This is a genomic window from Pseudomonas anatoliensis, from assembly GCF_017976235.1.
GTDB lineage: Bacteria > Pseudomonadota > Gammaproteobacteria > Pseudomonadales > Pseudomonadaceae > Aquipseudomonas > Aquipseudomonas anatoliensis.
In genome coordinates, this window is the sequence record NZ_JACVHC010000001.1 from 516,054 (window position 1) to 542,639 (window position 26,586).

The following is a 26,586-nucleotide window of genomic DNA, read 5'->3' on the forward strand; positions in this document are numbered from 1 at the left end:
CGGGCTGGCACACGGCCATGCCTTGCGCCCCCAGGCCTCGGCTGTCACCCTTCGGGCCGTTCTCAAGGATCAGAGCAAGGAATCAAGGATTGAGCGGCTACGTCCCCAACCCCCCGAAAAACTATCGCTACGAAGAAGCCAAACCCGTCGATATCCACGCCCAGCGCTGGGCTGAATACGAAAAACACGGGAAAGAACCCGCACCCGAGCCTGAGAAAATCGGCATCGCGCTGCGGATTGGCGTGTTCTTTGATGGCACTGGAAATAATGCGAACAACACGGCGGCTGGGTTGCTGTGTGGTGCGCAGCATCCGATTGCGCCTGAGGATATTCCTGCTAGTTGCATGCCGTACATGAGTGATCCGGACAGCAGTTACGGTAACGACTTTAGCAATGTGAAAAGACTGAGCGACTTATATGACGCTATACCAGAGGCGGTAGGCGAGGGCTCGCAAAAGAGCACCTCGCGCGTCGTCTATGTCGAGGGTATCGGCACACGATCCGGAGAAGAGGATAGTACGTTCGGAGCGGGCACTGGGCGCGGAGAAACGGGTGTTGCTGGAAGAGTCGAATCCTCTTTTCCAATCATTCAACAAGCTATCAGTCGGGTGTTAATTGATAACCCTGGAAGTGAAATTACGTCCCTGACCTTCGATACTTTCGGATTCAGTCGTGGTGCGGCGGCGGCCCGCCATTTTGCCAACGAGATAGTCCGCACCAGTCGCGGACCACTTGGCACCGTTCTGCGAAACTTGCCGAGAGCCTTCAGTTCCAAATTCAACGACCAATATAAAAGCGACATCAATATGGGATTTATCGGCTTGTTCGATACTGTCCCATCGATTGCCGGCTGGTCTAATTTTGGGAACATCAAGAGCTCCGTGGCGACGGGCATCAAGCTTTATCTCGACCGGCGATTTTTTTCAGACGTAGTTCAATTGTCCGCCCGTGATGAGTGTCGAGCCAACTTCGCACTCAGTCGCGTCAAAGCCGATCATCTGGAAATAACCCTTCCGGGCGTGCACTCTGACATCGGAGGCGGATACCTCGAAGAGGCGCAAGAATGTGTTCTGGTCACTCCCATGCAAACACTGACCGTGGCTCTGAATACTGATGTCACTACCACCTCGATCTACCGCGATGCTGTTAGCGCCAAGAGCCAATGGTTGGCCAAAGGCTGGCCTGCGGACATGCTCGAAGTTGTGACCCCTGACGCGCATCCGATGCCAAATGGCCCGCAGGACAGGCTAAGCCCAAGTCAAAAACGCGTGTACGCAGCACTGCAACTTAAACGCCCAGTGAGCGGCCTGTTGTCCAGGGTTTATTTGCGCGTGATGCACCGTTTGGCGAAAGAAAAGGGCGCTCGTCTCAACGATATTCCAGACACCCCGGATCTGGCCATTCCCGCAGAGCTTCAAGGTCTATGCGATAAATTTTTAGCGGGTGACTACTCCGTCACAGAGCAAGAAGACCAACTTCTGAAACTGAAGTACATTCACACGTCCGCCAACTGGAACCATCCCCTCGGTCGAAGAGATGGCAGCGGCATCAGGGCTGTTTACATCAACGCCCCGACGGAAGACTCGATCCGCGTGCAACACCCACACGTTGCTGACTGGAAGCTTTGGTAATGAAAGTTCTTGTAACACTGCTGTGCGTACTGATCATGGCCGGCTGCCAAGCTGCTGACCCCCTTTCAGCCAAAAATGATCCCAAATCCAAGTCGTGGGAACTCGCGTTTACCGAGCCCTATTACATGAAGGTGTGGGTTGAGGATAGTGCCGTCGAAGACATAAACGGCAAACTGTTCAAACGCACGGGAGGAGGTACGGCCGCCGGCGGGGAGCCAGAAAACGGTAAAGAATCCGCGCGTGGTTGGCACGCTGTAGGGGCAGCCGCAAAAGCTGTGATCGGCGCAGATTTGCCTAAGCGCATTTACGTGCGCTGGCAATCCATTGTAGAGCCGCAGACCTATCAGGTTTGGGTGGATGTGCCCGAAGAAGCGAGACAACTGATGACGGCTTCCGTTAATCAGCGATGCCCTGAGACTCCAGAGGAACAGGCTAGCTATAGCTCGTCTATTTACTTGGGCCTGGCTCCCGGAGGCGTCGTGCAAATATTTGTTCGAGATTCCTGCCACCGTCCGGTCAAAGTGGGCAAAGCCAAAGCCGAGATCGAACCGTTAGGCCCTAGTCAGGGCAAAAACCAAGGGCGTTACGCATACCCGGTCAGTGAAAAGTCCAAGCGCTATATCGAGAAATACGGCATCCCGTACGGAAGTTGGTAATCGGTGGACCAATGAAGCTGAGCATCACGCTGCCATGCACATTGTTCTTGGCCGGACGCCAATCTTCAGATCCGCTATTCAGGCAAAACCGATCCCAAATCCGAGTCTTGGGAGTTGGCGTTTACCGAGCCCTATTACCTGAAGGTGGAGGCGGCTATTTCGATTAATCAGCAAGCCGCCGTGAAAATCTCTTGTTTTTTGTGGAGCCCGATGTTGGCGGAATACTCGGTGCACACGAGCCCTTGGCTGAACGCTACGTCGCTGACCAGCTGCCGGTTGGACAGGCTGTTGCCAGAGTCTGCCAGGTAGGCTTGCAGCGCTACCCATTTAGCTTCTTCGATCTCGGCGGTGTCCAGTACGTTGATACGCTGCGTCAAGGCCGTCATTCGGCAGATAAAGTGAATGTTCGATTTGCCAAATTGGTAGGGGTGTTTGGTGGTAAATGCCACGATGGATTCGCACTTCGATTCGATCCCAGTCTCCTCCAGCACCTCGCGCTCGATCGAATCCTGAATTCGCTCGGCGGCGTCTACATGGCCCCCCGGTAGCTTGAACCCGGTGGTACCTCGCTCCCTTATGACGAGGAGTTCCCCAGCGTCGTTAATGACGATGGCGCCCGCCCCTATGGTATGGGTGGGTATGAATGGGACGAATGCCTGCTCGAATGGACGGCGCACCAGGGTCAGCTGATCGGTCAGACAGCTATGGAAGGAGAAACCGGCGGCGGTGAAGACCGGAATGCCTTGAGCGTTGCTGATCGGCAGTGTGACCCAGGCCAGAGCCAGGCGCTCGTGCTCGATGAGGGCGACTAACGCGTCGACGGCGCCACACAACGCTTGCGGGTCGTCCGGCAGCGAAGCGGCGTCGACAATGATGCCGTTGAATCTGTCCCGTTTGAATTCCACGGTTCACCTTTGGATTGGTCGATCTGCCGAGATTGTAGTGAGGAGGGCATTGCTTTGCGAATGATCGTGAGCCAACACATATCCTTTCGCTGTCAACTTGGCAGTCAGGAACCGTAATGCTCGACGGAAGACCGGGTGGCAGTCGGCATAAGGTAAATTATCGAATGGAGCCCAAAAAAAGCTGAAGCTATGGCCGTGGTCATCGAGCGTGAGATGGTTCCATTGCTGCGGCAAGTATTCCTGCGTGAAACACAGTTGGAATGACCATATCTGGTCGAGATGCTCTGCATTCCAGCAGCCCATATCGCTGACCAGCGAGGCAGCCCCTATGCCGGATTCTTCGCTCAATTCACGCAGCGCGGTCTGAGCTGGAGTTTCACCTGACTCAATTGTCCCTTTTACCAGTTGTACACCTGCTGTTGGATGGCGGAACAGAAGGATATGGGTGGCGGGAAAACTGGAGAGGATGACGGGACAGGCCTTGTTCGGTGACATGGCGATTTCCTTATCGGCAACGATGCTCACATTTTTCGGCCTCATCTTCTGCGTGGGTGGGCCAGATATTCTGATGTCGGATATTGCCCGATTGCCGTCGGCCGCGAAAAGCCGCTTCTCGCCGATGGCTACAGCCCAGGAGACTGATCCATTTTTCAAGATCCGTTTTTTAAGAAGTATGAAAATAAATCCGTCCCTGAAAACATCTGCTCAAGCCTGGCTGATATCCAGCAATCGAGGCATGGCAATCGCCAGATAATCCTTTGTATCGAGCACCATCGATGCATCCAGCCGCCCCGCGTTGAAGGCTATTTCGGCGTAGCGTGTGGTCAAGGCCGGATCGACGATCAATTGAATCCGCTCATCGAAAACAAAAGGAGGGATGGCGCCGATCCGGCACCCGGTCAGTTCCATGGCGGTTTCGGCCTTTACCAGCTCGGCTTTTTTCCCGCCCAGGGCCGCTCCGACTTTCTTCATGTCCAGCTTCTGGTCGCCCGGCAGTATCACCAGTGCATAGGGTTCGGCCTGACCCTTGAGGGAGCAAAGCATGGCCTTCGCGCCTTGGCCGGGCTCGGTGCCACGGATTTCGGCGACGCGCGCCGACTGGCCCTCGGCATCGTGCATCAACACCCGGTAGGAGGCTGAGCGGGCATCGAGTAGTGCCACGAGGCGATCGAACATGGGATGCATGTAGTTTTCCTCTGGTTTACAGGAACAGGTCGTAGGACAGTTTGCTGATCAGAATCACCAGCAACACCAGGAACAGAGCCCGGACAAAGGGCACGCCTTTATGAACCGCCAGCCAGGTGCCGGTGAGCGCGCCCAGGATGTTGAATGCCGCCATGGGGATTGCGATCAGGTAGAGCACGTTACCCGTCGGAATGAAGAACATCAGTGCCGCTACGTTGGTCGCGATGTTCACAAGCTTGGCCGATGCCGAGGCATGAAGAAAGTCGAAGGCGAAGCAGCGGATAAACAGGAAGATCAGGAAGCTGCCAGTGCCGGGACCGAACAGACCATCGTAGAAACCGATGGCACCGCCGATGACGATCGCCAGCAGTTTTTCCTTGGTACCGATGTGCATGGGTTTGTGCAGGGCGCCGAAATCCTTTTTCCAGAAGGTGTAGATCGCCATCAGTACGATCAACACCAGCACCGCCGGCCGGATCATCGACTGGGGTACGAACGACACCGTGGCGGCTCCGAAGAAGGCCATGATAAAAGCCGCGCAGGCGGCGGGGATCACAAGACCCCAGTCGATTACCACCTTGCGCACGAAGGACCGGGCCGCGAATGCGGTGCCGCAGGCGGCCGCGACCTTATTGGTACCCAGCAGCGCCGCCGGTTGAGCGGTGGGCAGCACGTTGAATAGCGCGGGAATCTGGATCAGTCCGCCGCCGCCCACCGCCGCATCGATCAGGCCGGCGGCAAAGGCGAACACGCAAAGGATGACAATATCGACCATGAATCAGGCTCTGACTATAAAGGGTTGATGAGGGTCCAGCGGCAGCACGCGAGCCGGATCATTGACCCCGAAGACGCGTAACATCCAGCGATCACGGCCGTCGTAGCGGGGTGTAAAACCATCCCGGGCATGCAGGGTTTGCTGGTTCTTGAAGATCAGCATGTCGCCTGGTTGCAGCAATATGTGGTGCACGACATCGGCATGATTGGCGGCGGCGGCGAACAGTTGGAGGGCAAACTGCGCACTGGCGCAGGTCGTTTCGACACTCGCTTTGTTGTAACGGCAATACAGGCCATCGGTTGCGCTTCTGTACAGCAAGGGGACGTTTTCCAGCACGTTGCCCTGTTTGCCGAAGGAGGCCGGTCGGCGAACGGTGAATTTCGGTTGTGACAGTTCTTCTTCGACCCAGGCCGGCAGAATGGCCAGCACCTCGTCAATGGCGACGATGCGCGTCGGCACGTCGAGCTCGCAGCGCAGGCCGGTCAGGGACAGGTACTCCGGACAGGCCGACAACTGCGAGACGGGTTCGCAGGTCAAAGGCAGGTGAGGGTTGTCGACATGCATGTCCAGATCCGCACGCGAGCCATAGGAGCTCTTTTCGGTCTCTCGCTTTTGCTTGGGCGATACGTGACGGAACACGGTGTCGCTGCTTTCACCCTCGTACGCCAACGGACGGGTTTGCAGCGTTTGCAGCACGGACAAAATAGCTCCGGCCAGAGTCGACAAGTTCTCGATACCCGGCTCCAGGTCATAGGGCGTGGCGGGCAGTTGCGGGTCCAGCGGCAGCCCCCTTACGATCATCGCCACGTCACGGGATTTAGGAAAATTGCGTAGCTGCTGGATTTTCTCGACGCACAGGACACTTTCCAGCAACTGCCCCAGGATCGGCATGTGGCGGATACCCGAGGCGCTATCGGTCACGTCCAGCAATGCCAGACCGGCCTGAAGTGTGTGTTGTTCTTCGAGCGACAGATGAATTTGCGGTATCTCCCGTCGGATCGAAGTCACTGATTGTTTTTCCAGCCATTCATGAATGACTTCATCAACACAAGCTGCGGCTTTCCCGATTTCTTTATCCAGCTTCGACACGTCCGTGCGCTCCTGTTTGCCCAATCCTTGTGGGTTGAGCGGGAAGGTTAACGGAAGGGACTTTTTTGTGTTGCAATGCCGCGTTGTGAAAAACGCAATGAGGTGGAGAGTGGCATTGAATATGTTGGGGGAACTTGAAGCCTTCGCGACCGTGGCTCGCAAGCGCAGCTTCGTCGCCGCGGCACGGACTCTGGGGCGCTCCCCCAGCGCGCTGACCCGCGCCGTTCAAGCCCTGGAGGAAAGTGTCGGGCTCAAGTTGTTCAATCGCTCGTCCAATGCCGTGAGCTTGACCGAAGCGGGTGAATGCTTATTGCCCCACGCGTACAAAATGCTCGATCTGCAACGTGAGGTGGATGAAGACCTGGCCGGTCTCAGCGGCCTGGCCTCCGGCTGGATCCGTTTTTCCGCCCCCGAGTTTCTCGGAAACGGGGTATTGCCCCGGTTGATCGCGCAATATTGCGAGCGTTATCCAGACGTCAACATCGATGTGATTTTCACCGATGAGATCATCGACCCGGCCAAGAGCAAGCTGGACTTCTCGATTCGCGGCGCGTTTCCACAATCCAGCGAATTGATCGGCTTTGCGCTCTGGAGTTACTCACGTTATCTGTATGCCAGCCCCGACTACCTGGAGCGCAACGGCATGCCCGACTCCATCGAAGCACTGGAGTCGCACTCGCTGATCCTGCACACGGCGCCACGGATTCTCAAGGAGTGGAATTTTCGCAGTGAGGAGCAGGCCATCAGCTTTCGGGTTCATCCCAAATTTCGTTTCAGCTCCGGTCTGGCGGTATTCCAGGCAGCCCTGGCAGGCGTCGGAATCGCCCGCTTGGCGGACTGGATGGCGGAGCCCGAAGTGGAAGCAGGGCGCCTGTGCCGGGTTTGTCCGGAGTACAAACTCACCTCCAGCAGCGGCGAGAGCCCACAGATGCACGCGGTGTACCCGGCCGGAAATTTGCCGCTGCGGGTGAAGGCATTGATGGAGATGATCCGTGGCTTAGGTGAAAGCCTCGAATGTAAACGCGGGTCAGCACTGATATGAGGTTAGGGGGGCGTTCAGCCCTGTCTGCTCACTATCGAGAGCACGCTGGGTTTTGATGTTTACCGGACGACGTCATGAGTGCTTGGCCGATTGTGGCCTGTTACGAATGGCTGTAATCGGCCAAAAGCGGACTTTTTAGATAATTTGCTCAGGTATCACTGCCCTTCAGAAGCGGTGAATTTTAATCTGGATTCCCTCATCTGCATCCGGAGCACGAAAGTAGCTCGTGATCAAATCGAACTCAGCGTCGCTTGCTGCAAACTCATGCTCTGCGCGGCCATTGCGCTGATGTAGCCGGCCCCGACAGGTCTCATCATCCACTTCGATGTAGTGGAAACAGTGGGGAATTTCGGCTGCGTCAGCCAGACCGCATAACCATTGCCGATCCTCTGGAGTGTTGGCCGGGAAATCCAAAATCACAGTCACGCCAGCCTTCAGCACATCGGTGACAAGCGGGCCCACCAGTGCCCGAATCTGACGTGCAAGCCGCACGTAATCGGCCACTGAATGGATTTGGTCAGGATAAAGCCTTGAGAGCCAATAATCCTCACTCATTAGAATAGCCGACCGTTCAGATGCCAAGGACTTGGCCAGCGTCGATTTGCCGGATGCAATCTTGCCTGACATCAAATGAAGCATTGGTTGAGTCATGGGGGACGTCTCCTTGTCGAGTACTGATATTGCTCATTGACAAGCGTCGAAGCAACCGCAGATCGTCCACTGTCACCTTTGGGGCGGAAGCGGTCGTCATGAACGTCCGGTATTGGCCGATTGCTGCCTGTCATGACTGACCCCGGCCACTGGTCTCAAGTGTCATCTTGTTGAGCAGCCCAATGCTTCATCTCTTCTGCAATGAAGTGATTCACCAGGTCGCTGTACATTTTCTCGATTGCATCCGGATTTAGGCCCTCCGCCTCTGCCCACTCGCGTCGAGTTAATAGCATGGCCTTGAACCGCTCTGGTGCACGAACTGAAGTCGCCGAGGTCTTGAACTTCGAGGCCGCGAGTACGTAGTGAAAGCGCTTGCCCAACAGCTGAATGACAGCCTGATCAAGGGCATCGATCTCGCGTCGGATTTCCTCCATGCCTGCACACGCTTCTGGCTGCAAATGATTGATGACTTCCATGTAGGGGGACTCCGTTTGTTGAAAAAACCTTGGGACTTCATCGTCCTGTTCCGACCGTTAGCAGTCCTTGATGGATAGCGGCTTAATCTGGGCTAAAACTGGCCCACCCTCAATCTCGCACCTGTTCAACCTTCTCCAGCCCCACTAAATCCATTTACGGCGTCATCCCGCAATGATGTTAAACGCGGTAGCTGCCAACACCTCCCCGTTAACCATCACTTTCACCCCATGCCCCCCAACAAAATGCTTGCGCGTCGTAAAATCCTTAATCACCTGCCTCCGTCCCACAACCACACTCCCAAACCCCGGCAACACCACCGTCTTCAACTTGAAAACCTTCCCCGAAACCCCGCCATTCGCCTTCACATAGTCAATCGCATAATCAATCACCAACCGCTGCTCTTCAGCCACCGTCGACTTCACCACAAATGACAGCGTAATCGCTTCTCCCAGCCTCACCACCGCCGGCTCAATTTTCACATCCAACAACTCAACCTCAGGCTTCCCCCCGGCACCAATCACCGTCAACGCCCGCAAATCCCCCTGTTTGATCAGACTTCGCAACGCATGCTTCGCAATCCACGCCGTGTGTTTGTTTTCCAGCGACCAGCCTTCAATCGTGTCGAGCACCCACTCGGGATGCACCTTGGTCACGTCATTCAAGTGATTCGCCACGGACTTGCGCACGTACAGGCTCTCATCCGCCTTCAACCGGTCCAGTATCCCGGCGGCCAACTGCGGATCCGCCTGCACCGATTCCAGCCGAAACGACCACGGCAGGCGAGGGCGGCTGCCTTCGCTGGCGAGGCGGCGGACGTGGTGGTTTTCGTCTTGGGTCCAGTCGTGCATCCGTTCCAGCGAGCGTTCCAGGTCGCTGCGCAGGAAGTGGCGGATGGCGAATTCGGAGGAGCCGAAGGTGGTGAAATACTTCAGGGCTTCCATGGAGGTATCGAATGCGTGGCCGCCGTAGATGGCGACGTAGTGCGGCAGGCACATGCTGACGAATCCACTGTTCAGTCGTGGTGCGAGTTCGCGCAGCACATCGAGGGAATCTTCGTAGTCCAGCGGCAGCACAGCGTGCAGGCTTTCGCTGACGCGGGCCATGCGTTGCATGACGGACAGGTCGGCGAGTCCGTCATTGGCGTGTTTCAAAAAAGCCTTGGCCTTGAACGCCGGATACACAGCGCTCATTTCTGTGGCGATGTGTTGCAAACGCTCGGTGTTAAAGATCTCTTTCAGTGCCGGTGACGCGGTTTCAGGTGCGCTCATGATCAGGACATCGGCGTGCTGACGAACGCTTCAAGCGTCTCAGCGTAGGCAGTGTATTGGGCGATACGCGGGTAGCGCGCCACATCGATCTGGTCGGGGACGACGAGGTCGGTGAAGCTCCAGGCGACAGCGAGGCTGATGCCGGCCTGGGTGAGCGTGCCGTCGGTGGGTAATCCGGTTTTTTCGAGTTCGTGTTCGAGGGCGGTGAAGGCGGCGGCGAGTTGGCCTTCGACGCGTTCGACCCACGGTTGGTATTGGATGTCGGCCGGGCGCAGGTTGCGTTCGTAATAGAGCTGCACGGCTTTTTCGCAGGCGGCGAGGCTGAGGCCGATCAGGCGCAGGGCGTGGGCGCGTTGGCTCAGGTCTTTCGGCAGCAGGCTTTTGCCGGAGGCGGTTTCGAGGTAGTCGAGGATGAGGGTCGAATCCATGAGGACGACGCCGTCATCGAGGATCAGGGTGGGCGCCTTGACCACCGGGTTGATCTGCTGGAATTGCTCGAAGTGGCGGAACACCGAGACTGACTCGTGTTCGAGGTCGATCCCTAAGCGTTTGGCGGAGATCGCCACGCGGCGCACGTAAGGGGAGTCCAGCATGCCGATCAGTTTCATGACGCGTTCCTTCAAGTCAAACCGGTGGGGTAGGCATAACCTAGCCGAGGTTGAAGGAATTGTCAGTCGTCGAATCCGGCTTGTTCGTGAATCTCATCGACATTCAATTCCAGTCGATAGGCTACGGCCACGAACAATGCTTGGCACAAACACAACGTCGCACTCAACGAACGAAAAGCCAGCGCACTTCCTTCATTGACCAACAACACGCTGTTCGCGCGTTTGGCCAGTTGCGAGAGGTGGCTGTCGGTGAGGATCAGGGTGTTGGCCTGTTGTTCGCGGGCGTGGCGCAGGCAGTGTCGGGTTTCCTTGGCGTAGGGGGTGAAGCTGATGGCGATGACCAGGTCGCCTTCGCGGACGCTGCGCATTTGTTCGCGGTAGCTGCCGCCCAGGCCGGAGACGAGGTGGATGCGTTTCTGAGTGTGTTGCAAGTTGTAAACGAGATAGTCGGCGACGGCGAAGGAGCGGCGCACGCCGACGACATAGATGTTGTCGGCGTTGACGATCAGGTCGACGGCTTTTTCGAAGGCAATGTCGTCGAGTTCGCGGCCCAGGCGTTCGATGCCGCTGAGGGTCGCGTCGATGCACTCGCGGGCGAGGTCGCCGTCGCTGGCTTTCTGCGACTGGTTGGCGATCATGTTGCGGATGCGTTGCTGATAGTTCTGCACTGGCGAGGCTTTGTGGGTGTAGGCGGTGCGGAACAGCGCCTGCATTTCACTGAAGCCGCTGAAGCCGAAACGCTGGGAGAAGCGCACGATGGCGGACGGATGGACTTCGCATTCGCGGGCGATGTCGCTGATGCGGTCGACCATGATCCGGTCGCTCTGCTGGCTCATGTAGCTGGCAATGCGCTTAAGCTGGCGCGGCAGGGTTTCGTATTCCTCGGTGATCAGTTGCAGCAGACGCTCGGCAGTGATCGGGGGGCTGGCGAGGGTGGGCTCGTCGGTGGCCGGCAGATCGGGGCGGGGCATAAGTCATCCTTCTGGCTGATCGATAACGCTGTGGCGAGGTGTGGCTGATGTTAGTGGTGGTTTACCGGGTCTGCTTGGCTGAAACGATGCACTGGCAGGCGAAAAAATCGCGATCAAACGCAGCTTGGTTAGCCGTTGGTCTTCTATATACAGCCGCTAGACTGAATTTCTTGCTATAAACGCACTCCGATAACCGCAATGAAGCCTGTGTCAGAGCCTTTTCCGGGCCTTGTCGGACAAATTCCCAGTATTTAGAGTTGCTGATGCCTGAAACGGGCCTTAGACTGCCGCCCCTCGTAAATTGAGTGCCGGGTGGCATTTGCAATAAACGATGCCTTTTCGTCGACCGGACACGGTTCGCCGGAACGCTCCCTATTTCGCCTTAATGCACGTTTTTTTATAGAGATATCAATGACAAAGGACAAGTTGCTGGCCATGCCGGCAGATGACTACATGAATGCTGAGCAACACGCTTTCTTCGCAGAGCTGTTGCAGAACATGAAAGTCGAAACCCACGAGCGCATTGAGCAAAACCGTATCGCCATCGAGAGCCTGGATACCCCGGCTGATCCGGCGGACGCGGCTTCGGTTGAAGAAGAGCGCACCTGGCTGGTCAACGCGATCGATCGCGACCAGCGCATGCTGCCGCAACTGGAACAAGCCCTTGAGCGCATCAAGGAAGACAGTTTTGGCTGGTGCGATGACAGCGGCGAGGCCATTGGCCTGAAGCGCCTGCTGATCAGCCCGACCACCAAGTACTGCATCGAAGCTCAAGAGCGTCACGAGCAGATCGATAAGCACCAGCGTCAGGCCTGATTCCTGAGGCGACCCGCCGATTGCGGGTCGTTCTGAAAAGATCGCAGCCTTCGGCAACTCTACATGGGGTTGCAGGGGCTGCGATCTTTGTTTTTGCTCGTCTGCGATTCCCCGATTGTTTCATTGACCTGACTCAGACCCCGCGACTAACGGACCATAGATAATGGCGTTGTAGTGGCGTTTAATGCAGTCACAATAATGAGAACAAGCGTGGGGTGTTGATATGACGAGAGATGGATCTCTGGTTGGGGCTTTGCCTGCACCAGTGCTTTTGCCGAAAAACCGCTGGATCGCACCGACCCTGCAAAGCATCGCCCTGATGCTGTTGTTGGCCGGCATGACGCTGGGTGAGTGGTCGCTTTACGTTGGCATGCCCTTGGCGGTGCTGATTGTGTGGCTGCCGCGCCTGCGCACCCGAGCCGTCCCCGATGCACCGCCTGCCGACACCGGCAGCGCCATGTCCGAACTGACTCGCGACCTTTCCTACACCACTAGCCATAACGCCTTGTCGGCGGCCGGCGTGGCGTTTTCGGTCAAGGAGCTGGCGAGCAAACTCGAATCGCAACTCGATGCCGCGGCACGGATTGTCAGCAACGCCGAGGTGATGATCGCCACCGAACACGCGACTTCGCAGCTCAGCCGCGATGCACTCGCAGCTGCCAGCGAGGCACATCACAGCAGTGCGGCGGGGCGTACCGAATTGATCGATTCGATCTCGCGTATGCATCAGCTCAGTCAGCGCGCAAATGCCAGTCGTGAATTGATCGAAGCCTTGAGCCTGCGCAGCGATGACATTCAACGTGTGACTTTGGTGATCCAGTCGATTGCCAGCCAGACCAATCTGTTGGCGTTGAACGCGGCGATTGAAGCGGCGCGGGCTGGCGAGCATGGTCGCGGGTTTGCGGTGGTGGCTGATGAGGTGCGCGGATTGGCGGCGCGGACGGCGTCGGCGACTGGCGAAGTGGGCGAGATGGTCGCCGACATTCAGCGGCGCACCGCACAAGTAGTGGAGCAGATTCGTGAGTTGTCCAGCGACTTGCACACCGGCGTCGAACAGGTCGAGCACACCGGCCAGCACTTGGAGAACATCGCTCGGCTGGCGGCTGGGGTGGAAAGTCAGGTCGGTGAAATCGCCCGTGGTGCCGAGACCAATCGCGAGCAGCTCGACAGTCTGTTCAAGGCCATCGAGCAGATGCGCAGCGATCTGGCGATCAGCGATCAACAGACCCGCCGCCTCGCCGAAGCGGCGGTGCAGATGGAAGGTCAGGCGGAAACCATCAGCGAGCGTCTGGCTGAAGTCGGTCTGGATGACTATCACCAGCGCATCTATGATCTGGCGCGCGAAGGGGCGAGTCAGATTGCGGCGCGTTTCGAGGCGGATGTCGAGCAAGGACGGATCAGTCTCGAAGATCTGTTCGACCGCCAGTATCAGGCAATCGCGAATACTCAACCGACCAAGTATCAAACCCGATTCGACCGTTATACCGATCAGGTTCTGCCGGCAATTCAGGAGCCATTGTTGCCGCGTCACGAAGGTCTGGTGTTCGCCATTGCCTGCACGCAGCAGGGGTATGTGCCGACGCACAATCAGGTGTTCAGCCAGGCACTGACTGGCGATGCGCAGGTCGATGCGGTCAACAACCGGACTAAACGCAAGTTCGCCGACCGCACCGGGATTCGCTGTGGCAGCCATCAGCAACCGGTGTTGTTGCAGACCTACACGCGTGACACCGGCGAACTGATGCACGACCTGTCAGTGCCGATCACGATAAAGGGCCGACACTGGGGCGGTCTGCGTTTGGGCTATAAACCGGAAAGTCCGCGCTGATCGATTGTTACGTTTGGTGCAATGAATCTGTGCACGAGGGTTGCTGTTTCCGCTGTGGCGAAATCATTAACATGCCCGCTTAGTTAGGTAGCTAATGAATTTCGGAGGTCCGCATGCAATGCAGGGTTGATGTTGCCGTGATGATCGGCAGTGGCGTGCCCCCCGGTTTGCGCGCGATGGGGCAAAGCGTTTGCTGGGTGGTTTTGCTCAACGGTGAGCGCCGTGGCACCGCGTTCGCCAGTCGCGATGAGGCCGAGGAGTGCAGGGCTGCGTGGCTCGCGCAGTTGAAGGCGGAGGTTGGCGACAGCCTGCACTGATCGGGTCACTTGCCGTCGTGCAGGCGTACGTTCAGTTCATCGAAGACAATTGCCCTGTCGTCGTCTTTGCCAATCCACTCTTCAAGTGTCTGTTTTTGAGCTTCCGTCCAGAAATGCGCGTCAACCAATTTGGTGTTGGCGTCCAGCGGATGCTGTTCGATGAAGTCGTCGATTTGCGTGTCCTCTGAAGGCAGACCCAACTGATCGAACAGGGTTTTCAGATTGTATGTTTCCAGATCCATCGTGTGCTCCTTTTGCGCCCGCCGGGATGGCGTAGTCGACACTCTCTCTATCTGAGGCAGCCGCTGGCCAGGAGTTCGATTTGTAATTCGAGTGAGCGGGCGAGTGCGCATGCCTCGTTATGATTCTCGCGGAAACCTCTTACACGGCCTGTCGACTTTTCTTTGATGTGAAAGAAGGCGTTACCTGCAGGTACCACCTGAAAGCGTGGTGTCTGGCCGTTTGATACGGATTCCGGCAGATCTTCCATACCGGTGATATGCAGGATCACAGGCGATTTGAGTCGGGCGTCAGCGGTCATGGCGAAATGAGTCAGAGTGCACATATGAAGTCCTTTTCATCAGTTGGCCGATATTTACAGGCCGTTGTGGGTAGTCTTAATGAGCATCGCTGCTCTAGAATCGCCAGTACCTGTTGACGACAGCGCTTATCTAAAGCAATTTTTCGCAAGCGATATGTCGGAAAAGAGCTTTTTTTCGTGAGAATTTTCCCTAAAGTTCGTAGTCAACTTTCTCTCATGGCGGGCGAGGATTTTTCCTTCAGGCTTTGGCGACATTGGAGTGGGTTTCGCGAGTGACAATCCAGTAGTCTTACGAACCTCGCGTTGAACGAGCGCTCTGCTCCGTTCGGGTTTTTATTTGAGTCAATTGGCAGTGCCATCGGCCTGGCCGTTTTTTGCCGTGCGCGTTTCCCGTGTGCGGTTTTTCAGATGTGGGGATGTTTCTTTGGCAGTCAGTAATCTCGATATGCATGCTTTGTTCGTGCTGGGTGATTTGCGTGCAAAGCTGGTCAAGCAGTTCCAATCGCGTTTTGTTTACATCACCGAGCAAAGCGCTGAAGGCATTTACGTTGCCGAGATCGACACGCAAAGTGCGTTGGTGGTCGATGACAAACCAGGGCTTAAGCTCAAGGTCGGCGATCACTTCAGTGCAGCAGTCTTGCCCAGCCGTGAAGGTGGCAAGCTGGATATCCGCTTTCGTGAAATTAAACTCACGGTTTATGGGCTTGGCGATTACGCCTTCGTTGATACCGCTGATGGTCATGCAATCCTGTTCAAGGAAGGTCACAGCGTGGTGACCGTGTTCGCCGCCAATGATCAATTGCAGGAAGGCCTGACCAAGACCCTGAAAGCCGTCACTGGCAAAGCCGCGAAATGGCGCAAGGGCGAATTGGTGACCTTCAAGGCCAGCGAGTGATCGGCGGTTTGAGTCGCGCCGATTTTCATTCGCAGAACATCGACAATGCGCGTGATGAGGCCGGGCGATTGTTCGCCCTGAAGGCCGAGCTGCAAGGCGCGTGGCTGGGATGGGTGGCCTCGCAGATCTATGCGTTGCGTCCAGCGGAGTACGCCAGCATGGTCAGACGCGAGCTGCAAAGCTTGCAGGAAAAGTCTGAAAGCTAACCTCGTCTGGGGCCCGGCCCTGAAAAAGCAGGAACCTCGTCTACAGTCAGTTGACTGAGTATTCAGAGGCTTGCGGTCTTCTGTCAGGCCATCCTGCCATTGCTGTGAACAGCACGAGGTGCAATGCATGAACGGATTTCGACGGTTATTGGCCGCCAGCGTGGCGACATTCGGCTTGCTGACGTCAGCGCAATCGACGATGGCGGCGCAGGCGCCGATCCATTTCGCTGACCTGAATTGGGAAAGCGGCAGCCTTATCACCGATGTATTGCGGATCATCGTCGAGAAGGGCTACGGATTGCCAACCGACACCTTGCCCGGCACTACCATTACCCTGGAAACCGCGCTGGCCAATAATGACATTCAGGTCATAGGTGAAGAGTGGGCGGGGCGCAGCCCGGTGTGGGTCAAGGCTGAGGCCGAAGGCAAAGTCGTGAGTCTGGGCGATACGGTCAAAGGCGCCACCGAAGGCTGGTGGGTGCCGGAATACGTGATCAAGGGTGATCCGGCCAAGGGCATCAAGCCGCTGGCACCGGACTTGCGCAGTGTCAGTGATCTGAAAAAATACAAGGACGTGTTCAAGGACCCGGAAAACCCGAGCAAGGGGCGTTTCCTCAACAGCCCGATTGGCTGGACTTCAGAAGTGGTCAACAAGCAGAAACTCACGGCTTACGGTTTGCAGGACGACTTCACCAATTTCCGCAGCGGCTCGGGTGCTGCGCTCGACGCCGAGATCAGTTCTTCCATTCGTCGCGGCAAACCGGTGCTGTTCTATTACTGGTCGCCGACACCGTTGCTGGGCAAGTTCAAACTGGTGCAGCTCGAAGAGCCGCCGTTTGATGCCGAGGCCTGGAAGACGTTGACTGACGCCGATAATCCCAGCCCGAAACCGACCCGCTCGCTGGCGTCGAAACTGTCGATTGGGGTGTCTACGCCGTTCCAGAAGCAGTATCCGCAGATTGCCGAATTCTTCAGCAAGGTTGATTTCCCGATTGATGCGCTGAACAAGGCGTTGGCCGACATGAGCGAGAAGCACACCGCTCCGCGTCAGGCGGCTGAGGCGTTCATGAAGGCCCATCCGGATGTGTGGCAGGCGTGGTTGCCGAAGGATGTGGCGGATAAGGTTTCGGCCAGCCTGCAATAAATCCTGATCCTGATCCTGATCCTGATCCTGATCCTGATCCTGATGCTGATGCTGATGCTGATGCTGATGCTGATTCTGTAGGAGCTGCCGCAGGCTGCGATCTTTTGATCTGGCCTTTGGAAGGACAAAGTCAAAAGATCGCAGCCTGCGGCAGCTCCTACAGTGAGTAGCGTTTTCGGTTAGAACCTGGTTTGTACGGCCAACTCGAAGGTACGCGGTGTACCCAGGTAATACGCCGGCGATACATGCGCAAACTCGGCATACACCTCATTCGTCAAGTTACGCACCCGACCGGTGACAGTGGTGTGCGAATCGATCTTGTAACTGAGGAAGCTGCCGAACAGCGTGTACGACGGCACGGTCATCGTATTGGCGCTGTCGGCAAACACCGATGCGACGTATCGCGCATCGACCCCACCTTGCCATTGCGGCGAAAAATCATAAGTCAGCCAGAGATTGCCAACCCGGTCCGGGACATTGGTGGGCGTGTTGCCCTTGCGCGAAACCACGGCACCCGCGGCGTTTTTTTCGGTGAAGTCATCGTACTGCGCGTCAACCCAGGCGAAATTGCCCTCGGCCAGCAGTCTGTCTGTAATGCGCAAGGAGCTGGCAATCTCGATGCCTTTTGACGTCTGCTGACCCACTGGAATACTGCTGGTCGGGTCCAGTGGATCGGTGACGGCGAAGTCCTTTCGTTCAATGGTGTAGGCCGCCACAGTCGCCGAGCCTCGCCCGTTCAGGTAGTCGAACTTGCTGCCGATTTCCCATTGCTTGCCGGTCGATACGTCGAAGTCCTGTGTGCCATTGGGTTGCTCGGCCGCGGTGCTGTATTGCGCGTAGACGTTGGCCGAAGGGGTGAACTGGTAAGTCAGGCCCGCACGCCCCGTGACAGGCTCCCAACTGCGCTTGAGGTGCCTGGGATTGGCGGCGGTCACGACGCGGTGGTTGGTCACGTCGAGATCGATGTCGTCATAACGCAGACCGGTGAGCAGCGACAGTTTGTCGGTCAACGCCAAGCGGTTTTCCACGAACAGCGCTTTGGTGGTGACCTCGTTGGTCTTGTCACTGATCAGCTCGGGGTTGGTGCCGGGAATGTCGTAGAAATACCCAGGACGATAGTGGTTCGGGTTTACCGTGCTCGCGCCTTTTATGTTGAGCGGCGAGTTGGTGGTTTGGTTGACCTTGTACTCGAAACCGCCGGACCACGTCGTATCAAGTCCCAACAAAGTGTTGTCGTGGCGCAGTTCGAACTGGTTGCCGTTCTGTTCGCCTTGGTGTCGCACCTGATACGCCGTCGAACGATTCACTGCCGAGTTGTCGGCGTTGTACTGGTAGGTTTCGAGATTGCGGTAATCGCGTTGGCTGTCGAGGTGATACAGCGTGTTGCGCAGGGTGGTGGTGTCGTTGATCCGGTAGTCGATGATCGACCGCACCCAGATTGTCCGCTGTTCGTAGCGGCCGTCCTCGACGTTGTAGTTGTTGAAGCGGTTGTGTTTATCGATCTTCAACTCGCCGGCCTTGGGGTTGAGTACCGGCGTGCCCCAGTAGGGACTGTCTTCATGCTCGTCCTGATACTCCAGGGCCAGGGTATGCGACAGGTTTGGTGTGAGATCGCTGAGTAATGAAAACGCCACGCTCCAGGCTTCGCGCTCCTGTCGGTCGATGTAGCCATTGCTGGTGTTGTGGCTGACGTCCAGGCGCGCGTAGTGCTGCACCTCGCTGCCTGGATCGGTCAGCGCATGGTTGAGGCCGAACGCGGTTTCGCTGGTGTCGTAGGTGCCGTAACTGACCCGGCCTTCAACAGCCTGTTCATCGCGCGTCGCCAGTTTGGTCACGTAGTTCAACGAGCCGCCGACCGAGCCTGCGCCATTGATCAGCGACGACGGGCCGCCGACCAACTCCACCCGGTCATAGATCCACGCATCGACAGGGCGGGCGAGGCCCCCGGAGACGTTGATGCCGTTGAACATCTGGGTGATCTGGCTGCTGGTGAAGCCGCGATAGGAGACGAATCCGCCGAAGCCTGGCGGTGCGCTGGCATTGACGCCGGGCAGGGTGTTGGCGGCGTCCTGGAAATTCTGTGCGCCGTGGCGCTCGATGTCGTTGCGATTGGCGATGGCCACCGAGGCGGGTGTGTCGCGCAGGCTCAAACCGAGCCGCGAAGCCATGCCGCTGGATTGATCCAGGCTCAGGCCCGGCTCGCTGCCGGATTCGCCATCAATAGTGATCGGCGCCAGATCCAGGGTGGATTGCGCCCAGACGTTTACGGACAGGCAGCCGCACAGGCTCGCCAGCAAAGTGAGTTGTTTCATCATTGAATCCTGAATGCATGTCTAGGAGTCAGCGCACAGGCAAACGCCGCGCGTTGGCGCAGTGGGCTGACAAATCAAAAAGGCAGGAACACTCAGGCGAGCGGAGGGGCGCGTGGGTTGGCCGATGGCCAGGTAAGGCGGGCAGGGAGGTCGGCGCTGGCGATGGGCGCCAGCGGCGGGCTGTGTTGTTCTGGAAGGATCGCCAGGGTCAGGCTGGAGTTGAACGCCGGGCCCATGCCGCCACCGACAGAGCACAGCGGACAGCCGAAGGCTTTGGACAGCGTCGGCAGTTGTTCTTCGCCGGGATTGGAGGCCCGCGGCGCTTGAGTCGCCGGGTCGACTGTACAGAACTGGCCGCCGATGCCGTTGAGCTGCATGCCGACCATTTGCCCGTGACCGATGCTGCAGGCGAACACGTTGAACAGGACGCAGCAATAGAGCATCCAGGCCAGCAGTGATCGATCGGAACGGGAGAATTTCATGGGGCGGCACTTTACCGTACCGCTGATCGGTCGTGCACTTGAAAAAAATGCGACTAGGATGATTTGTTCAAATCCCTTTCAAGGATTTCAACCATGACCTTTGTGTTGGCTCAATGGCTGGTGACAGCGTTTGCGGTGATCAGCCTGGTGCATGTGTATTGGGCGTTGGGTGGGCAATGGGCGGCGGTGGCGGCTGTTCCGCAAGTTCCGGAGGAAGGCTTGGTGGCGACGTTGCGACCGGCATTCAAACCGTCGGGCTGGATTACCTTGGTGGTGGCGGTTGTTTTATTGGCGATTGCCGCGCTGGTGTGTCTGCGGGTCGGGTGGGGCGTGGCGCCGGTACATCACAAGGCGTTGCAGTGGGTGATCAGTGTGATTGCGCTGCTGATGTTTGCCCGGGCGATTGGTGATTCGCATCTGGTGGGGTTTTTCAAGGAAGTGAAGGGTTCACGTTTTGCGCGGCTGGATACGTGGGTTTATTCGCCGTTGTGTGCGGTGTTGGGGGGCGGGTTGCTGGCGGTGGCTTGGGTTTGAGGTGAAGGCCAGATCAAAAGATCGCAGCCTGCGGCAGCTCCTACAGGGGAATGCGTTTGCCGCGGACTGTGTCTTTTAACGGATTAGCTACCGCTTTCTGTTCGTCGGCTGCTGACTTCAGCCGGCACATCATCCCCGGCCATGCGTTTGCGGAACAACGCCGCGCGCGCCAGTAGCAATGTGGTCACCGGTACCGTGATCGCCAGTAAAATCGGGATCAGCCAGGCATGCAGCACCGGCCCGGACTTCAGCGCTGAAAAGCAAATGATCGAGGCCAGCGCCACACACCACGCTCCCAGTGTCGACGCGAGGGCCGGAGGGTGCATGCGCTGGAAGTAGTCCTTCATCCGCAACAACCCGATTGCGCCGATCAAGGCAAACACGCCGCTGAGCACCAGCAGGATCGCCACTGGAATCTCAACCCAAAGAGACAGTTCCGCGTTCATTCGATGACCTCGCCACGCAGCAGGAATTTCGCCAGGGCAAACGAACCGACGAAGCCGAACAGCGCGATCAGCAGCGCCGCCTCAAAGTAAGTGTCACTGGAGTAGCGAATGCCCAGGGTCAGCATCATCAGCATCGCAACGATGTACAGATAGTCCAGCGCCAGTACCCGGTCTTGCGCCGATGGCCCTTTGAACAGGCGGATCAGGGTCAGCACCATGGCCAGACAGAATAGAAACAGCGTCAGCAGAATCGCGTTCGACAGTAATGGGCTCATTCGAAAATCTCCATCAGCGGCCGCTCGTAAATGCTCTTGAAGTGCTCGATGAATTGCGCTTCGTCATCCAGATCCCAAACGTGTATCAGCAGAATGCTGCGATCCAGCGCCAGTTCGGACCACACCGTACCGGGCACTACCGTGCAGATCATCGACAATGCCGCCAGGCCGTGAGCGTCACGCAGGTCCAGCGGCACTTTGATAAAGCGCGAACGAGGCGGGCGGCGACCTGCGTTGAGTACACCCCACGCCACAATCAAGTTGGACGTCACCACATCACGACCAACCAGGAGGAACAGCCGCACGATTGTCCATGGACGGCGGATACGCACTTGCTTGGGACGCAATTTGCGCATCATCAACGGCGCAGCGAATCCGAGTATCGCGCCGAGCAGCAGGTTGCCCGGACTGATCGACAGGTTCAGCGTCAGCCACAAGATACACAGTGCCAATGACAGCAACGGTGCCGGAAATACGCGCTTCATGGCTGCACCTCCAGCAGGGCTGCCTTGCTTTCCGGGCTCGGTACGGCGCGAGTGCCGAGCACGGCATTGACGTACTGCTGCGGATTATTCAAAGCATCAGCCGTGGCCTGGGTGTAACGCAGCAGCGGTTCGGCCTTGAAGGTCAGGACAATGCTCAGCCCCAGCAGCAGGAAAATCGGCGCGCATTCGAGTTTGCGCAGCAGCGGTGACGGGCGCTCTTCTGGCGTCCAGAAGCGCTGGATGCCGAGACGCGAGAACGCCATCAACGCTGCCAAGCCGGACAGGATCAACAGCGCCAGCAACGCCCATGCCGCATTGGAAATCGGCGCGGCGGTGCCCAATCCCAGCGGATTAAGTAACGCGCTGATCAGGTTGAGTTTGCCGATGAAGCCGGACAGCGGTGGCATGCCAATGATCAACAGGGCGCAGGCAATGAAGCTCAAGCCGAGAAACGCCATGGTCCACGGAATGACCTGACCGACCACGGCTTTCTGTTCGTCGTCGAGGTTGATGCCTTTGGGCGGTTGCAGGGATTCCTGTGGTCGCGGCAGCAATTCGCTTTCGTCTTCCAGTGGGATTTCGTTGGCCGAGCGCGAACGCTCAATCAACTCGGCCAGCAGGAACAGCGCACTCAACGCCAGCGTCGAACTGACCAGATAGAACAAGGCCGCGCCGATCAGGTTCGGCTGCGCGAAGCCGACGGCCGACAGCAGAATCCCCGCCGACACCAGAATGCTCAGGCTGGCCATGCGCTCAAGGCGTTGCGCGGCAAGAATCGCCAGCGCTGCGCAGGCCATGGTCACCATGCCGCCGTAGATCAGCCAGTCACCACCGAAGAACGCCGAGGCCCCGGCCTGAGCCGAGAACAGCAGCGTCCACAGGCGCAGCAGGGTGTAGACGCCGACCTTGGTCATGATCGCGAACATCGCCGCTACCGGTGCGCTGGCCGAAGAGTAGGCCGGCACCAGCCAGAAGTTCAGCGGCCACATGCCGGCCTTGGCCAGGAACGCTACCGCGAGAATGCCTGCGCCGGCGTGCAGCAAGCCTTGGTCGGCTTCCGGAACCAGCGGAATTTTCAGCGCCAGATCGGCCATGTTCAGGGTGCCGGTGACGCCGTAGATCAACGCCGCGCCGATCAGAAACAGCGACGAGGCGAGCAGATTGATCGAAATGTAATGCAGCCCCGACGAAACCCGTGCCCGGCCCGAGCCATGTAGCAACAGGCCATAAGAGGCGGCCAGCAGCACTTCAAAGAACACGAACAGGTTGAACAGGTCAGCGGTCAGGAACGCGCCATACAAACCCATCAACTGGATCTGGAACAACGCGTGGAAGCTCGATCCCGCGCCGTCCCAACGCGCCATCGCGAAGAGCAGGGCGCTCACGCCGATGACTCCGGTCAGCACCAGCATCAGCGCCGACAGGCGATCAACCACCAGCACGATGCCGAACGGCGCCTGCCAGTTGCCCGGCAGGTATACGCCGATCGAGCCCGGCACGCCGGTGGTTTGCGTCCATTGCAGCAGCATCACCGAAATGAACAGGCCGAGGAGGCTGGAGAACAGGTTGATTTTCGCCTTCAGCGGCCGGTGCCGCTCGCCGAGCATAAGCATGATCGCGGCGGTCAGCAGGGGCAGCAGAATCGGTGCGGCGATCAGGTGAGTCATTGCCATCATTCTTTAGGCTCCCGGCCGTCGACGTGGTCGGTGCCGGTCAGGCCACGCGAGGCGAGCAGAACGACGAGGAACAACGCGGTCATGGCGAAGCTGATGACGATCGCGGTCAATACCAGCGCCTGCGGCAGCGGGTCGGTGTAGTGCAGCAAGTCCTGGGTCACGCCATCCTTGATCACCGGCTCCTTGCCGATGAACAGGCTGCCCATGCTGAAGATGAACAGGTTGACTGCGTAGGACAGCAGGCACAGGCCCATGACCACCTGGAATGTACGTGGGCGCAGGATCAGCCAGACGCCGGAAGCGGCGAGAATGCCAATGGCGATTGCGATGACTTCTTCCATCAGACGGCTCCTTTGCTGGCGACGGCCTTGGGCAGGGACGCGTTCTTGTGACCACGCACCGATTGGTGGGCGAGAGCGGTGAGGATCAATAGCGTCGAGCCAACCACCACGCCGTACACGCCAATGTCGAAGAACAACGCGCTGGCGATATGGATGTCACCCAGCAGCGGCAAGGTGAAATGCCAGGTGTGGGTGGTGAGGAACGGATACCCAGCCACCATCGCACCAAGCCCGGTGGCGGTGGCGAAGAGCAACCCGGTGCCCATCCAGCGCAGTGGCCGCAGACTCATTTGTGCCTCGACCCACTGCGTACCGGCGACCATGTATTGCAGGATGAACGCCACCGACATCACCAGCCCGGCGACAAACCCGCCGCCCGGCTGATTGTGTCCGCGCATGAACAGGTAGAACGACACCACCAGCGCAATCGGCAACAGCAGACGCACCAGCACCGCCGGCACCATCATGAAGCCGAGCGCGGTGTCGCTGGCCGAGCGCGGGTTGACCAGGTCGGTGACCACGTCCGGTGCCAGCAAGCGCTGCTGGGCCGGCAGTTGCAGGCTTTCTTTCGGTGGGCGGAAGCGGCGTAGCAGGGCGAACACAGTCAGCGCTACAGCGACCAGCACGGTGATTTCACCCAGGGTGTCGAAACCACGGAAGTCCACCAGCATCACGTTGACCACATTGCTGCCACCGCCCTCAGGCAGGGCGCGACTGAGGTAGAACGAGGAAATGTCATTCGGCGTCTGCCGCGTGAGCATTGCGTAGGACAGCAGCGCCATGCCAGCGCCGACCGCAATCGACAGCAGCAGGTCGCGCAGACGGCGGATACGTGCCTTGCGCAGGGTGCTCGGCAGTGGCGAGACCTCTTCGATCCGTCGTGGCAACCAGCGCAGACCGAGCAGGATCAGCACGGTGGTGACCACTTCCACAGCCAACTGCGTCAATGCCAGATCCGGTGCGGAGAACCAGACGAAGGTCACGCAGGTCATCAAGCCGCAGACGCTGACCATGGTCAGGGCAGCGAGACGGTGATACTTGGCCTGCCACGCGGCGCCGAGGGCACAGGCAATCGCCAGCAGCCACAGGGTCACGAAAACGATCGAGCCCGGAATCTTCGGCCGGTCACCCCAGCTCAGGCTGCTGTGCAGCATCGGGATCAACCCGGCGAGCACCGCCGCCAACACCACCAGGAACAATTGCATTTGCAGGCGTCGGGTGCCGAGTCGGCGTTCCACGCGCCGGGCCATCCGCATCATCACCACAAGGCTGCGCTCGAACAGGCGCTTGCCGTTGAAGCGTCCCACCAGTGGCGGGTATTTGAAGCGGCCGTGTCTGAACTGATTACGCAGCAACAGGTAAAGCACGATGCCGCCGGACATGGCGATCAGGCTCATGATCATCGGAGCGTTCAGACCGTGCCAGATTGCCAGGCTGTATTCCGGCAAGGTGCCACCCACTACGGGTTGCGCGGCAGCGGCGAGCAGCGGGCCGACCACTTGTGCCGGGAAAATCCCTACGATCAGGCAGGTAAACACCAGCAACTCGACCGGTGCACGCATCCAGCGCGGCGGCTCGTGCGGGGTGTGGGGCAGGTCGGTGGCGGGTGGGCCGAAGAACACATCGACGGTGAAACGCAGCGAATAGGCGACGCTGAATGTACCGGCAATGGTTGCGACAATCGGCAGCGCGGCTTCGACCCACGCCGTGGCATTGATGAACACGGTTTCGGCGAAGAACATCTCTTTCGACAGGAAGCCGTTGAGCAGTGGCACGCCGGCCATCGAGGCGCTGGCAACCATCGCCAGCGTTGCGGTAAACGGAATCAGCTTGATCAGACCGCTGAGCTTGCGGATGTCGCGGGTGCCGCTCTCGTGGTCGATGATGCCCGCGGCCATGAACAGCGAGGCCTTGAACGTGGCGTGGTTGAGAATATGGAATACCGCAGCAACGGCGGCCAGCGGACTGTTCAGGCCCAGCAGCAACGTGATCAAGCCCAGATGGCTGATGGTCGAGTAGGCGAGCAGACCTTTGAGGTCGTTCTGGAACATTGCGCAATACGCGCCGAGCAACAGCGTACACGCGCCAGCGCCGCTGACGATGTAGAACCATTCTTCACTGCCGGACAGCGATGGCCACAGGCGTGCGAGCAGGAAAACCCCGGCCTTGACCATGGTCGCCGAGTGCAGATACGCCGAGACGGGCGTGGGCGCCGCCATTGCATGGGGCAGCCAGAAGTGAAAGGGGAATTGCGCGCTTTTGCTCAAGGCGCCGATGAGAATGAGGGGTAACAGGATTGGGTAGAGGGCATGTGCACGAATCAGATCGCCGGCGGCCAGGACCTTGTCAAGGTCGTAGCTGCCGACGACATGGCCGAGGATCATGACCCCCGCCAGCAGGCATAGTCCGCCGGCCCCGGTGACCATCAGCGCCATGTAGGCGCCACGGCGGGCATCGGAGCGGTGGTGCCAGTAACCGATCAGCAGGAAAGAGAAGAGGCTGGTCAGCTCCCAGAAAAACACGATCTGGATGAGGTTGCCGGAGATCACCAGGCCAAGCATGGCGCCCATGAACGCCAGGAAAAATGCGAAGAATCGCGGCACCGGGTCGTCTGGCGACATGTAGTAGCGGGCATATAAAGAGACGAGTGAGCCGATCCCGAGTACCAGTATCGAGAACAGCCAGGCGAAACCGTCCATGCGCAGAACGAAGTTCAGCCCGAGACTGGGTAACCACATGAATTCTTCGCGAATGACGCCGCCATGGGCAATCTGCGGGTACAACAACGCCACCTGGACGACGCCGATCAAAGCGACCAGGCCTGCCAACAGGGATTCGGTATTACGCGCATTATGTGGCAGCACCGCTGCCAGACAGCTGCCAATGAATGGCAGAAGCAGTAGAACTATCAGGGACATAGGCTTCTAATCTGCGGAAGTTTGTGAAGCATCATACGTGCCAGCTCCCCGATCACCAAACGCCAGGATGTCTCAGAATCCTACAAAGTAGTCTGGATATTTGTGTTTAGCG

Annotated in this window: 30 protein-coding genes; 10 read left to right on the top strand and 20 right to left on the bottom strand. The window is 58.2% G+C overall.

The genetic code is table 11. The features are described 5' to 3' along the window. Nucleotides 1-89 precede the first annotated feature (89 nt). Nucleotides 90-1,631, top strand: coding sequence for a phospholipase effector Tle1 domain-containing protein (locus tag ICA16_RS02280; protein WP_210699828.1), 1,542 nt, complete (start codon nt 90-92; stop codon nt 1,629-1,631). Continuing rightward, nucleotides 1,631-2,287: a DUF2931 family protein gene (locus ICA16_RS02285; RefSeq protein ID WP_210699829.1), complete on the top strand. Its 657-nt coding sequence runs from the start codon at nt 1,631-1,633 to the stop codon at nt 2,285-2,287. The genes ICA16_RS02280 and ICA16_RS02285 overlap by 1 nt, the downstream gene beginning before the upstream one ends. Before the next feature lie 167 nt (nt 2,288-2,454). Here ICA16_RS02285 and ICA16_RS02290 read toward each other — a convergent pair whose 3' ends face one another. The 5 genes from ICA16_RS02290 to ICA16_RS02310 all read right to left on the bottom strand — a co-directional run bounded on the left by ICA16_RS02290 (nt 2,455) and on the right by ICA16_RS02310 (nt 6,241). Continuing rightward, a complete protein-coding gene (locus ICA16_RS02290) occupies nt 2,455-3,192 on the bottom strand; it encodes an NUDIX hydrolase (protein ID WP_150602828.1) in 738 nt (245 codons plus the stop codon). Between the two features lie 3 nt (nt 3,193-3,195). Then, nucleotides 3,196-3,687, bottom strand: coding sequence for an NUDIX hydrolase (locus ICA16_RS02295; RefSeq protein WP_210700162.1), 492 nt, complete (start codon nt 3,685-3,687; stop codon nt 3,196-3,198). Between the two features lie 210 nt (nt 3,688-3,897). Beyond that, entirely contained in the window at nt 3,898-4,377 is a 480-nt protein-coding gene (locus tag ICA16_RS02300; protein ID WP_150602826.1) for a YbaK/prolyl-tRNA synthetase associated domain-containing protein, read from the bottom strand. Nucleotides 4,378-4,393: 16 nt separating this feature from the next. After that, nucleotides 4,394-5,152 (bottom strand): sulfite exporter TauE/SafE family protein, encoded by a 759-nt coding sequence (locus tag ICA16_RS02305; RefSeq protein ID WP_210699830.1) that lies wholly within the window; start codon nt 5,150-5,152, stop codon nt 4,394-4,396. Between the two features lie 3 nt (nt 5,153-5,155). Continuing rightward, nucleotides 5,156-6,241 (bottom strand): TauD/TfdA family dioxygenase, encoded by a 1,086-nt coding sequence (locus ICA16_RS02310; RefSeq protein WP_210699831.1) that lies wholly within the window; start codon nt 6,239-6,241, stop codon nt 5,156-5,158. A gap of 109 nt (nt 6,242-6,350) precedes the next feature. Between ICA16_RS02310 and ICA16_RS02315 the strand changes: the two genes are divergently transcribed. Beyond that, nucleotides 6,351-7,283, top strand: a complete 933-nt coding sequence (locus tag ICA16_RS02315) for a LysR family transcriptional regulator (protein WP_210699832.1) — start codon at nt 6,351-6,353, stop codon at nt 7,281-7,283. Nucleotides 7,284-7,448: 165 nt separating this feature from the next. Here the strand turns inward: ICA16_RS02315 and ICA16_RS02320 are convergent, their stop codons facing one another. The 5 genes from ICA16_RS02320 to ICA16_RS02340 all read right to left on the bottom strand — a co-directional run bounded on the left by ICA16_RS02320 (nt 7,449) and on the right by ICA16_RS02340 (nt 11,258). Beyond that, complete coding sequence (locus ICA16_RS02320) at nt 7,449-7,934, bottom strand: P-loop nucleotide/nucleoside kinase family protein (RefSeq protein WP_210699833.1); 486 nt, start codon at nt 7,932-7,934, stop codon at nt 7,449-7,451. A gap of 155 nt (nt 7,935-8,089) precedes the next feature. Continuing rightward, a complete protein-coding gene (locus tag ICA16_RS02325; protein ID WP_115147427.1) occupies nt 8,090-8,410 on the bottom strand; it encodes an isochorismate lyase in 321 nt (106 codons plus the stop codon). Nucleotides 8,411-8,572: 162 nt separating this feature from the next. Next, entirely contained in the window at nt 8,573-9,679 is a 1,107-nt protein-coding gene (locus tag ICA16_RS02330; protein ID WP_210699834.1) for a DNA alkylation repair protein, read from the bottom strand. A gap of 2 nt (nt 9,680-9,681) precedes the next feature. Beyond that, nucleotides 9,682-10,287, bottom strand: coding sequence for a glutathione S-transferase (locus tag ICA16_RS02335; RefSeq protein ID WP_210699835.1), 606 nt, complete (start codon nt 10,285-10,287; stop codon nt 9,682-9,684). A 62-nt stretch (nt 10,288-10,349) separates the two neighbouring features. Next, nucleotides 10,350-11,258: a MurR/RpiR family transcriptional regulator gene (locus ICA16_RS02340; protein WP_210699836.1), complete on the bottom strand. Its 909-nt coding sequence runs from the start codon at nt 11,256-11,258 to the stop codon at nt 10,350-10,352. Nucleotides 11,259-11,669: 411 nt separating this feature from the next. Here ICA16_RS02340 and ICA16_RS02345 point away from each other — a divergent pair, with 411 nt between their 5' ends. The 3 genes from ICA16_RS02345 to ICA16_RS02355 all read left to right on the top strand — a co-directional run bounded on the left by ICA16_RS02345 (nt 11,670) and on the right by ICA16_RS02355 (nt 14,219). Then, complete coding sequence (locus ICA16_RS02345; RefSeq protein WP_047301757.1) at nt 11,670-12,074, top strand: TraR/DksA family transcriptional regulator; 405 nt, start codon at nt 11,670-11,672, stop codon at nt 12,072-12,074. A 604-nt stretch (nt 12,075-12,678) separates the two neighbouring features. Next, nucleotides 12,679-13,902, top strand: a complete 1,224-nt coding sequence (locus ICA16_RS02350) for a methyl-accepting chemotaxis protein (RefSeq protein ID WP_414704731.1) — start codon at nt 12,679-12,681, stop codon at nt 13,900-13,902. A gap of 113 nt (nt 13,903-14,015) precedes the next feature. Beyond that, nucleotides 14,016-14,219 (top strand): hypothetical protein, encoded by a 204-nt coding sequence (locus ICA16_RS02355; RefSeq protein WP_210552959.1) that lies wholly within the window; start codon nt 14,016-14,018, stop codon nt 14,217-14,219. Nucleotides 14,220-14,224: 5 nt separating this feature from the next. Here the strand turns inward: ICA16_RS02355 and ICA16_RS02360 are convergent, their stop codons facing one another. Both ICA16_RS02360 and ICA16_RS02365 read right to left on the bottom strand, forming a co-directional pair. Then, complete coding sequence (locus ICA16_RS02360; protein WP_210552958.1) at nt 14,225-14,461, bottom strand: DUF2789 family protein; 237 nt, start codon at nt 14,459-14,461, stop codon at nt 14,225-14,227. Between the two features lie 47 nt (nt 14,462-14,508). After that, the gene (locus ICA16_RS02365) at nt 14,509-14,784 is read right to left on the bottom strand and encodes a hypothetical protein (RefSeq protein ID WP_150615345.1); all 276 of its coding nucleotides are present in this window, start codon (nt 14,782-14,784) and stop codon (nt 14,509-14,511) included. A gap of 400 nt (nt 14,785-15,184) precedes the next feature. On the opposite strand from ICA16_RS02365, the gene ICA16_RS02370 reads away from it, so the two are divergent. The 3 genes from ICA16_RS02370 to ICA16_RS02380 all read left to right on the top strand — a co-directional run bounded on the left by ICA16_RS02370 (nt 15,185) and on the right by ICA16_RS02380 (nt 17,005). Next, complete coding sequence (locus tag ICA16_RS02370; RefSeq protein WP_338049884.1) at nt 15,185-15,655, top strand: hypothetical protein; 471 nt, start codon at nt 15,185-15,187, stop codon at nt 15,653-15,655. A gap of 8 nt (nt 15,656-15,663) precedes the next feature. Next, nucleotides 15,664-15,861 (top strand): hypothetical protein, encoded by a 198-nt coding sequence (locus ICA16_RS02375; protein WP_150602814.1) that lies wholly within the window; start codon nt 15,664-15,666, stop codon nt 15,859-15,861. 127 nt (nt 15,862-15,988) lie between these two features. Continuing rightward, nucleotides 15,989-17,005, top strand: a complete 1,017-nt coding sequence (locus ICA16_RS02380; protein WP_210699838.1) for an ABC transporter substrate-binding protein — start codon at nt 15,989-15,991, stop codon at nt 17,003-17,005. Between the two features lie 179 nt (nt 17,006-17,184). On the opposite strand, the gene ICA16_RS02385 is transcribed toward ICA16_RS02380, so the two are convergent. Then, nucleotides 17,185-19,317 carry a TonB-dependent receptor gene (locus tag ICA16_RS02385; RefSeq protein WP_210699839.1) on the bottom strand — a complete coding sequence of 711 codons (2,133 nt, stop codon included), beginning with the start codon at nt 19,315-19,317 and terminating at the stop codon, nt 17,185-17,187. 92 nt (nt 19,318-19,409) lie between these two features. Continuing rightward, nucleotides 19,410-19,799, bottom strand: a complete 390-nt coding sequence (locus ICA16_RS02390; RefSeq protein WP_210699840.1) for a DUF2946 domain-containing protein — start codon at nt 19,797-19,799, stop codon at nt 19,410-19,412. Between the two features lie 93 nt (nt 19,800-19,892). Here ICA16_RS02390 and ICA16_RS02395 point away from each other — a divergent pair, with 93 nt between their 5' ends. Then, nucleotides 19,893-20,333, top strand: a complete 441-nt coding sequence (locus tag ICA16_RS02395) for a DUF3995 domain-containing protein (protein WP_210699841.1) — start codon at nt 19,893-19,895, stop codon at nt 20,331-20,333. A gap of 83 nt (nt 20,334-20,416) precedes the next feature. Here the strand turns inward: ICA16_RS02395 and ICA16_RS02400 are convergent, their stop codons facing one another. From ICA16_RS02400 to ICA16_RS02425, 6 genes are read right to left on the bottom strand one after another with little or no spacing between them, the layout of a single operon-like run. Then, nucleotides 20,417-20,779, bottom strand: a complete 363-nt coding sequence (locus ICA16_RS02400; RefSeq protein ID WP_064587971.1) for a Na+/H+ antiporter subunit G — start codon at nt 20,777-20,779, stop codon at nt 20,417-20,419. Then, nucleotides 20,776-21,054: a K+/H+ antiporter subunit F gene (locus tag ICA16_RS02405; protein WP_150602808.1), complete on the bottom strand. Its 279-nt coding sequence runs from the start codon at nt 21,052-21,054 to the stop codon at nt 20,776-20,778. The genes ICA16_RS02400 and ICA16_RS02405 overlap by 4 nt, the downstream gene beginning before the upstream one ends. Next, nucleotides 21,051-21,539, bottom strand: coding sequence for a Na+/H+ antiporter subunit E (locus ICA16_RS02410; RefSeq protein WP_210699842.1), 489 nt, complete (start codon nt 21,537-21,539; stop codon nt 21,051-21,053). Before ICA16_RS02410 ends, ICA16_RS02405 begins: the two co-directional genes overlap by 4 nt. After that, a complete protein-coding gene (locus tag ICA16_RS02415) occupies nt 21,536-23,215 on the bottom strand; it encodes a monovalent cation/H+ antiporter subunit D (RefSeq protein WP_150615350.1) in 1,680 nt (559 codons plus the stop codon). Before ICA16_RS02415 ends, ICA16_RS02410 begins: the two co-directional genes overlap by 4 nt. Continuing rightward, nucleotides 23,212-23,556, bottom strand: coding sequence for a Na+/H+ antiporter subunit C (locus ICA16_RS02420; RefSeq protein WP_016775082.1), 345 nt, complete (start codon nt 23,554-23,556; stop codon nt 23,212-23,214). Before ICA16_RS02420 ends, ICA16_RS02415 begins: the two co-directional genes overlap by 4 nt. Then, a complete protein-coding gene (locus ICA16_RS02425; RefSeq protein ID WP_210699843.1) occupies nt 23,556-26,474 on the bottom strand; it encodes a monovalent cation/H+ antiporter subunit A in 2,919 nt (972 codons plus the stop codon). The genes ICA16_RS02420 and ICA16_RS02425 overlap by 1 nt, the downstream gene beginning before the upstream one ends. Nucleotides 26,475-26,586 lie beyond the last annotated feature (112 nt).

Coding starts and splice junctions, on each gene's coding strand:
- ICA16_RS02390 (WP_210699840.1), bottom strand. CDS start 19,799: ATGAAATTCTCCCGTTCCGATCGATCACTGCTGGCCTGGATGCTCTAT.
- ICA16_RS02325 (WP_115147427.1), bottom strand. CDS start 8,410: ATGGAAGTCATCAATCATTTGCAGCCAGAAGCGTGTGCAGGCATGGAG.
- ICA16_RS02320 (WP_210699833.1), bottom strand. CDS start 7,934: ATGACTCAACCAATGCTTCATTTGATGTCAGGCAAGATTGCATCCGGC.
- ICA16_RS02415 (WP_150615350.1), bottom strand. CDS start 23,215: ATGATGGCAATGACTCACCTGATCGCCGCACCGATTCTGCTGCCCCTG.
- ICA16_RS02340 (WP_210699836.1), bottom strand. CDS start 11,258: ATGCCCCGCCCCGATCTGCCGGCCACCGACGAGCCCACCCTCGCCAGC.
- ICA16_RS02365 (WP_150615345.1), bottom strand. CDS start 14,784: ATGTGCACTCTGACTCATTTCGCCATGACCGCTGACGCCCGACTCAAA.
- ICA16_RS02420 (WP_016775082.1), bottom strand. CDS start 23,556: ATGGAAGAAGTCATCGCAATCGCCATTGGCATTCTCGCCGCTTCCGGC.
- ICA16_RS02355 (WP_210552959.1), top strand. CDS start 14,016: ATGCAATGCAGGGTTGATGTTGCCGTGATGATCGGCAGTGGCGTGCCC.
- ICA16_RS02305 (WP_210699830.1), bottom strand. CDS start 5,152: ATGGTCGATATTGTCATCCTTTGCGTGTTCGCCTTTGCCGCCGGCCTG.
- ICA16_RS02345 (WP_047301757.1), top strand. CDS start 11,670: ATGACAAAGGACAAGTTGCTGGCCATGCCGGCAGATGACTACATGAAT.
- ICA16_RS02285 (WP_210699829.1), top strand. CDS start 1,631: ATGAAAGTTCTTGTAACACTGCTGTGCGTACTGATCATGGCCGGCTGC.
- ICA16_RS02330 (WP_210699834.1), bottom strand. CDS start 9,679: ATGAGCGCACCTGAAACCGCGTCACCGGCACTGAAAGAGATCTTTAAC.
- ICA16_RS02405 (WP_150602808.1), bottom strand. CDS start 21,054: ATGAGCCCATTACTGTCGAACGCGATTCTGCTGACGCTGTTTCTATTC.
- ICA16_RS02295 (WP_210700162.1), bottom strand. CDS start 3,687: ATGTCACCGAACAAGGCCTGTCCCGTCATCCTCTCCAGTTTTCCCGCC.
- ICA16_RS02380 (WP_210699838.1), top strand. CDS start 15,989: ATGAACGGATTTCGACGGTTATTGGCCGCCAGCGTGGCGACATTCGGC.
- ICA16_RS02350 (WP_414704731.1), top strand. CDS start 12,679: ATGATCGCCACCGAACACGCGACTTCGCAGCTCAGCCGCGATGCACTC.
- ICA16_RS02425 (WP_210699843.1), bottom strand. CDS start 26,474: ATGTCCCTGATAGTTCTACTGCTTCTGCCATTCATTGGCAGCTGTCTG.
- ICA16_RS02360 (WP_210552958.1), bottom strand. CDS start 14,461: ATGGATCTGGAAACATACAATCTGAAAACCCTGTTCGATCAGTTGGGT.
- ICA16_RS02400 (WP_064587971.1), bottom strand. CDS start 20,779: ATGAACGCGGAACTGTCTCTTTGGGTTGAGATTCCAGTGGCGATCCTG.
- ICA16_RS02395 (WP_210699841.1), top strand. CDS start 19,893: ATGACCTTTGTGTTGGCTCAATGGCTGGTGACAGCGTTTGCGGTGATC.
- ICA16_RS02410 (WP_210699842.1), bottom strand. CDS start 21,539: ATGAAGCGCGTATTTCCGGCACCGTTGCTGTCATTGGCACTGTGTATC.
- ICA16_RS02300 (WP_150602826.1), bottom strand. CDS start 4,377: ATGCATCCCATGTTCGATCGCCTCGTGGCACTACTCGATGCCCGCTCA.
- ICA16_RS02385 (WP_210699839.1), bottom strand. CDS start 19,317: ATGAAACAACTCACTTTGCTGGCGAGCCTGTGCGGCTGCCTGTCCGTA.
- ICA16_RS02335 (WP_210699835.1), bottom strand. CDS start 10,287: ATGAAACTGATCGGCATGCTGGACTCCCCTTACGTGCGCCGCGTGGCG.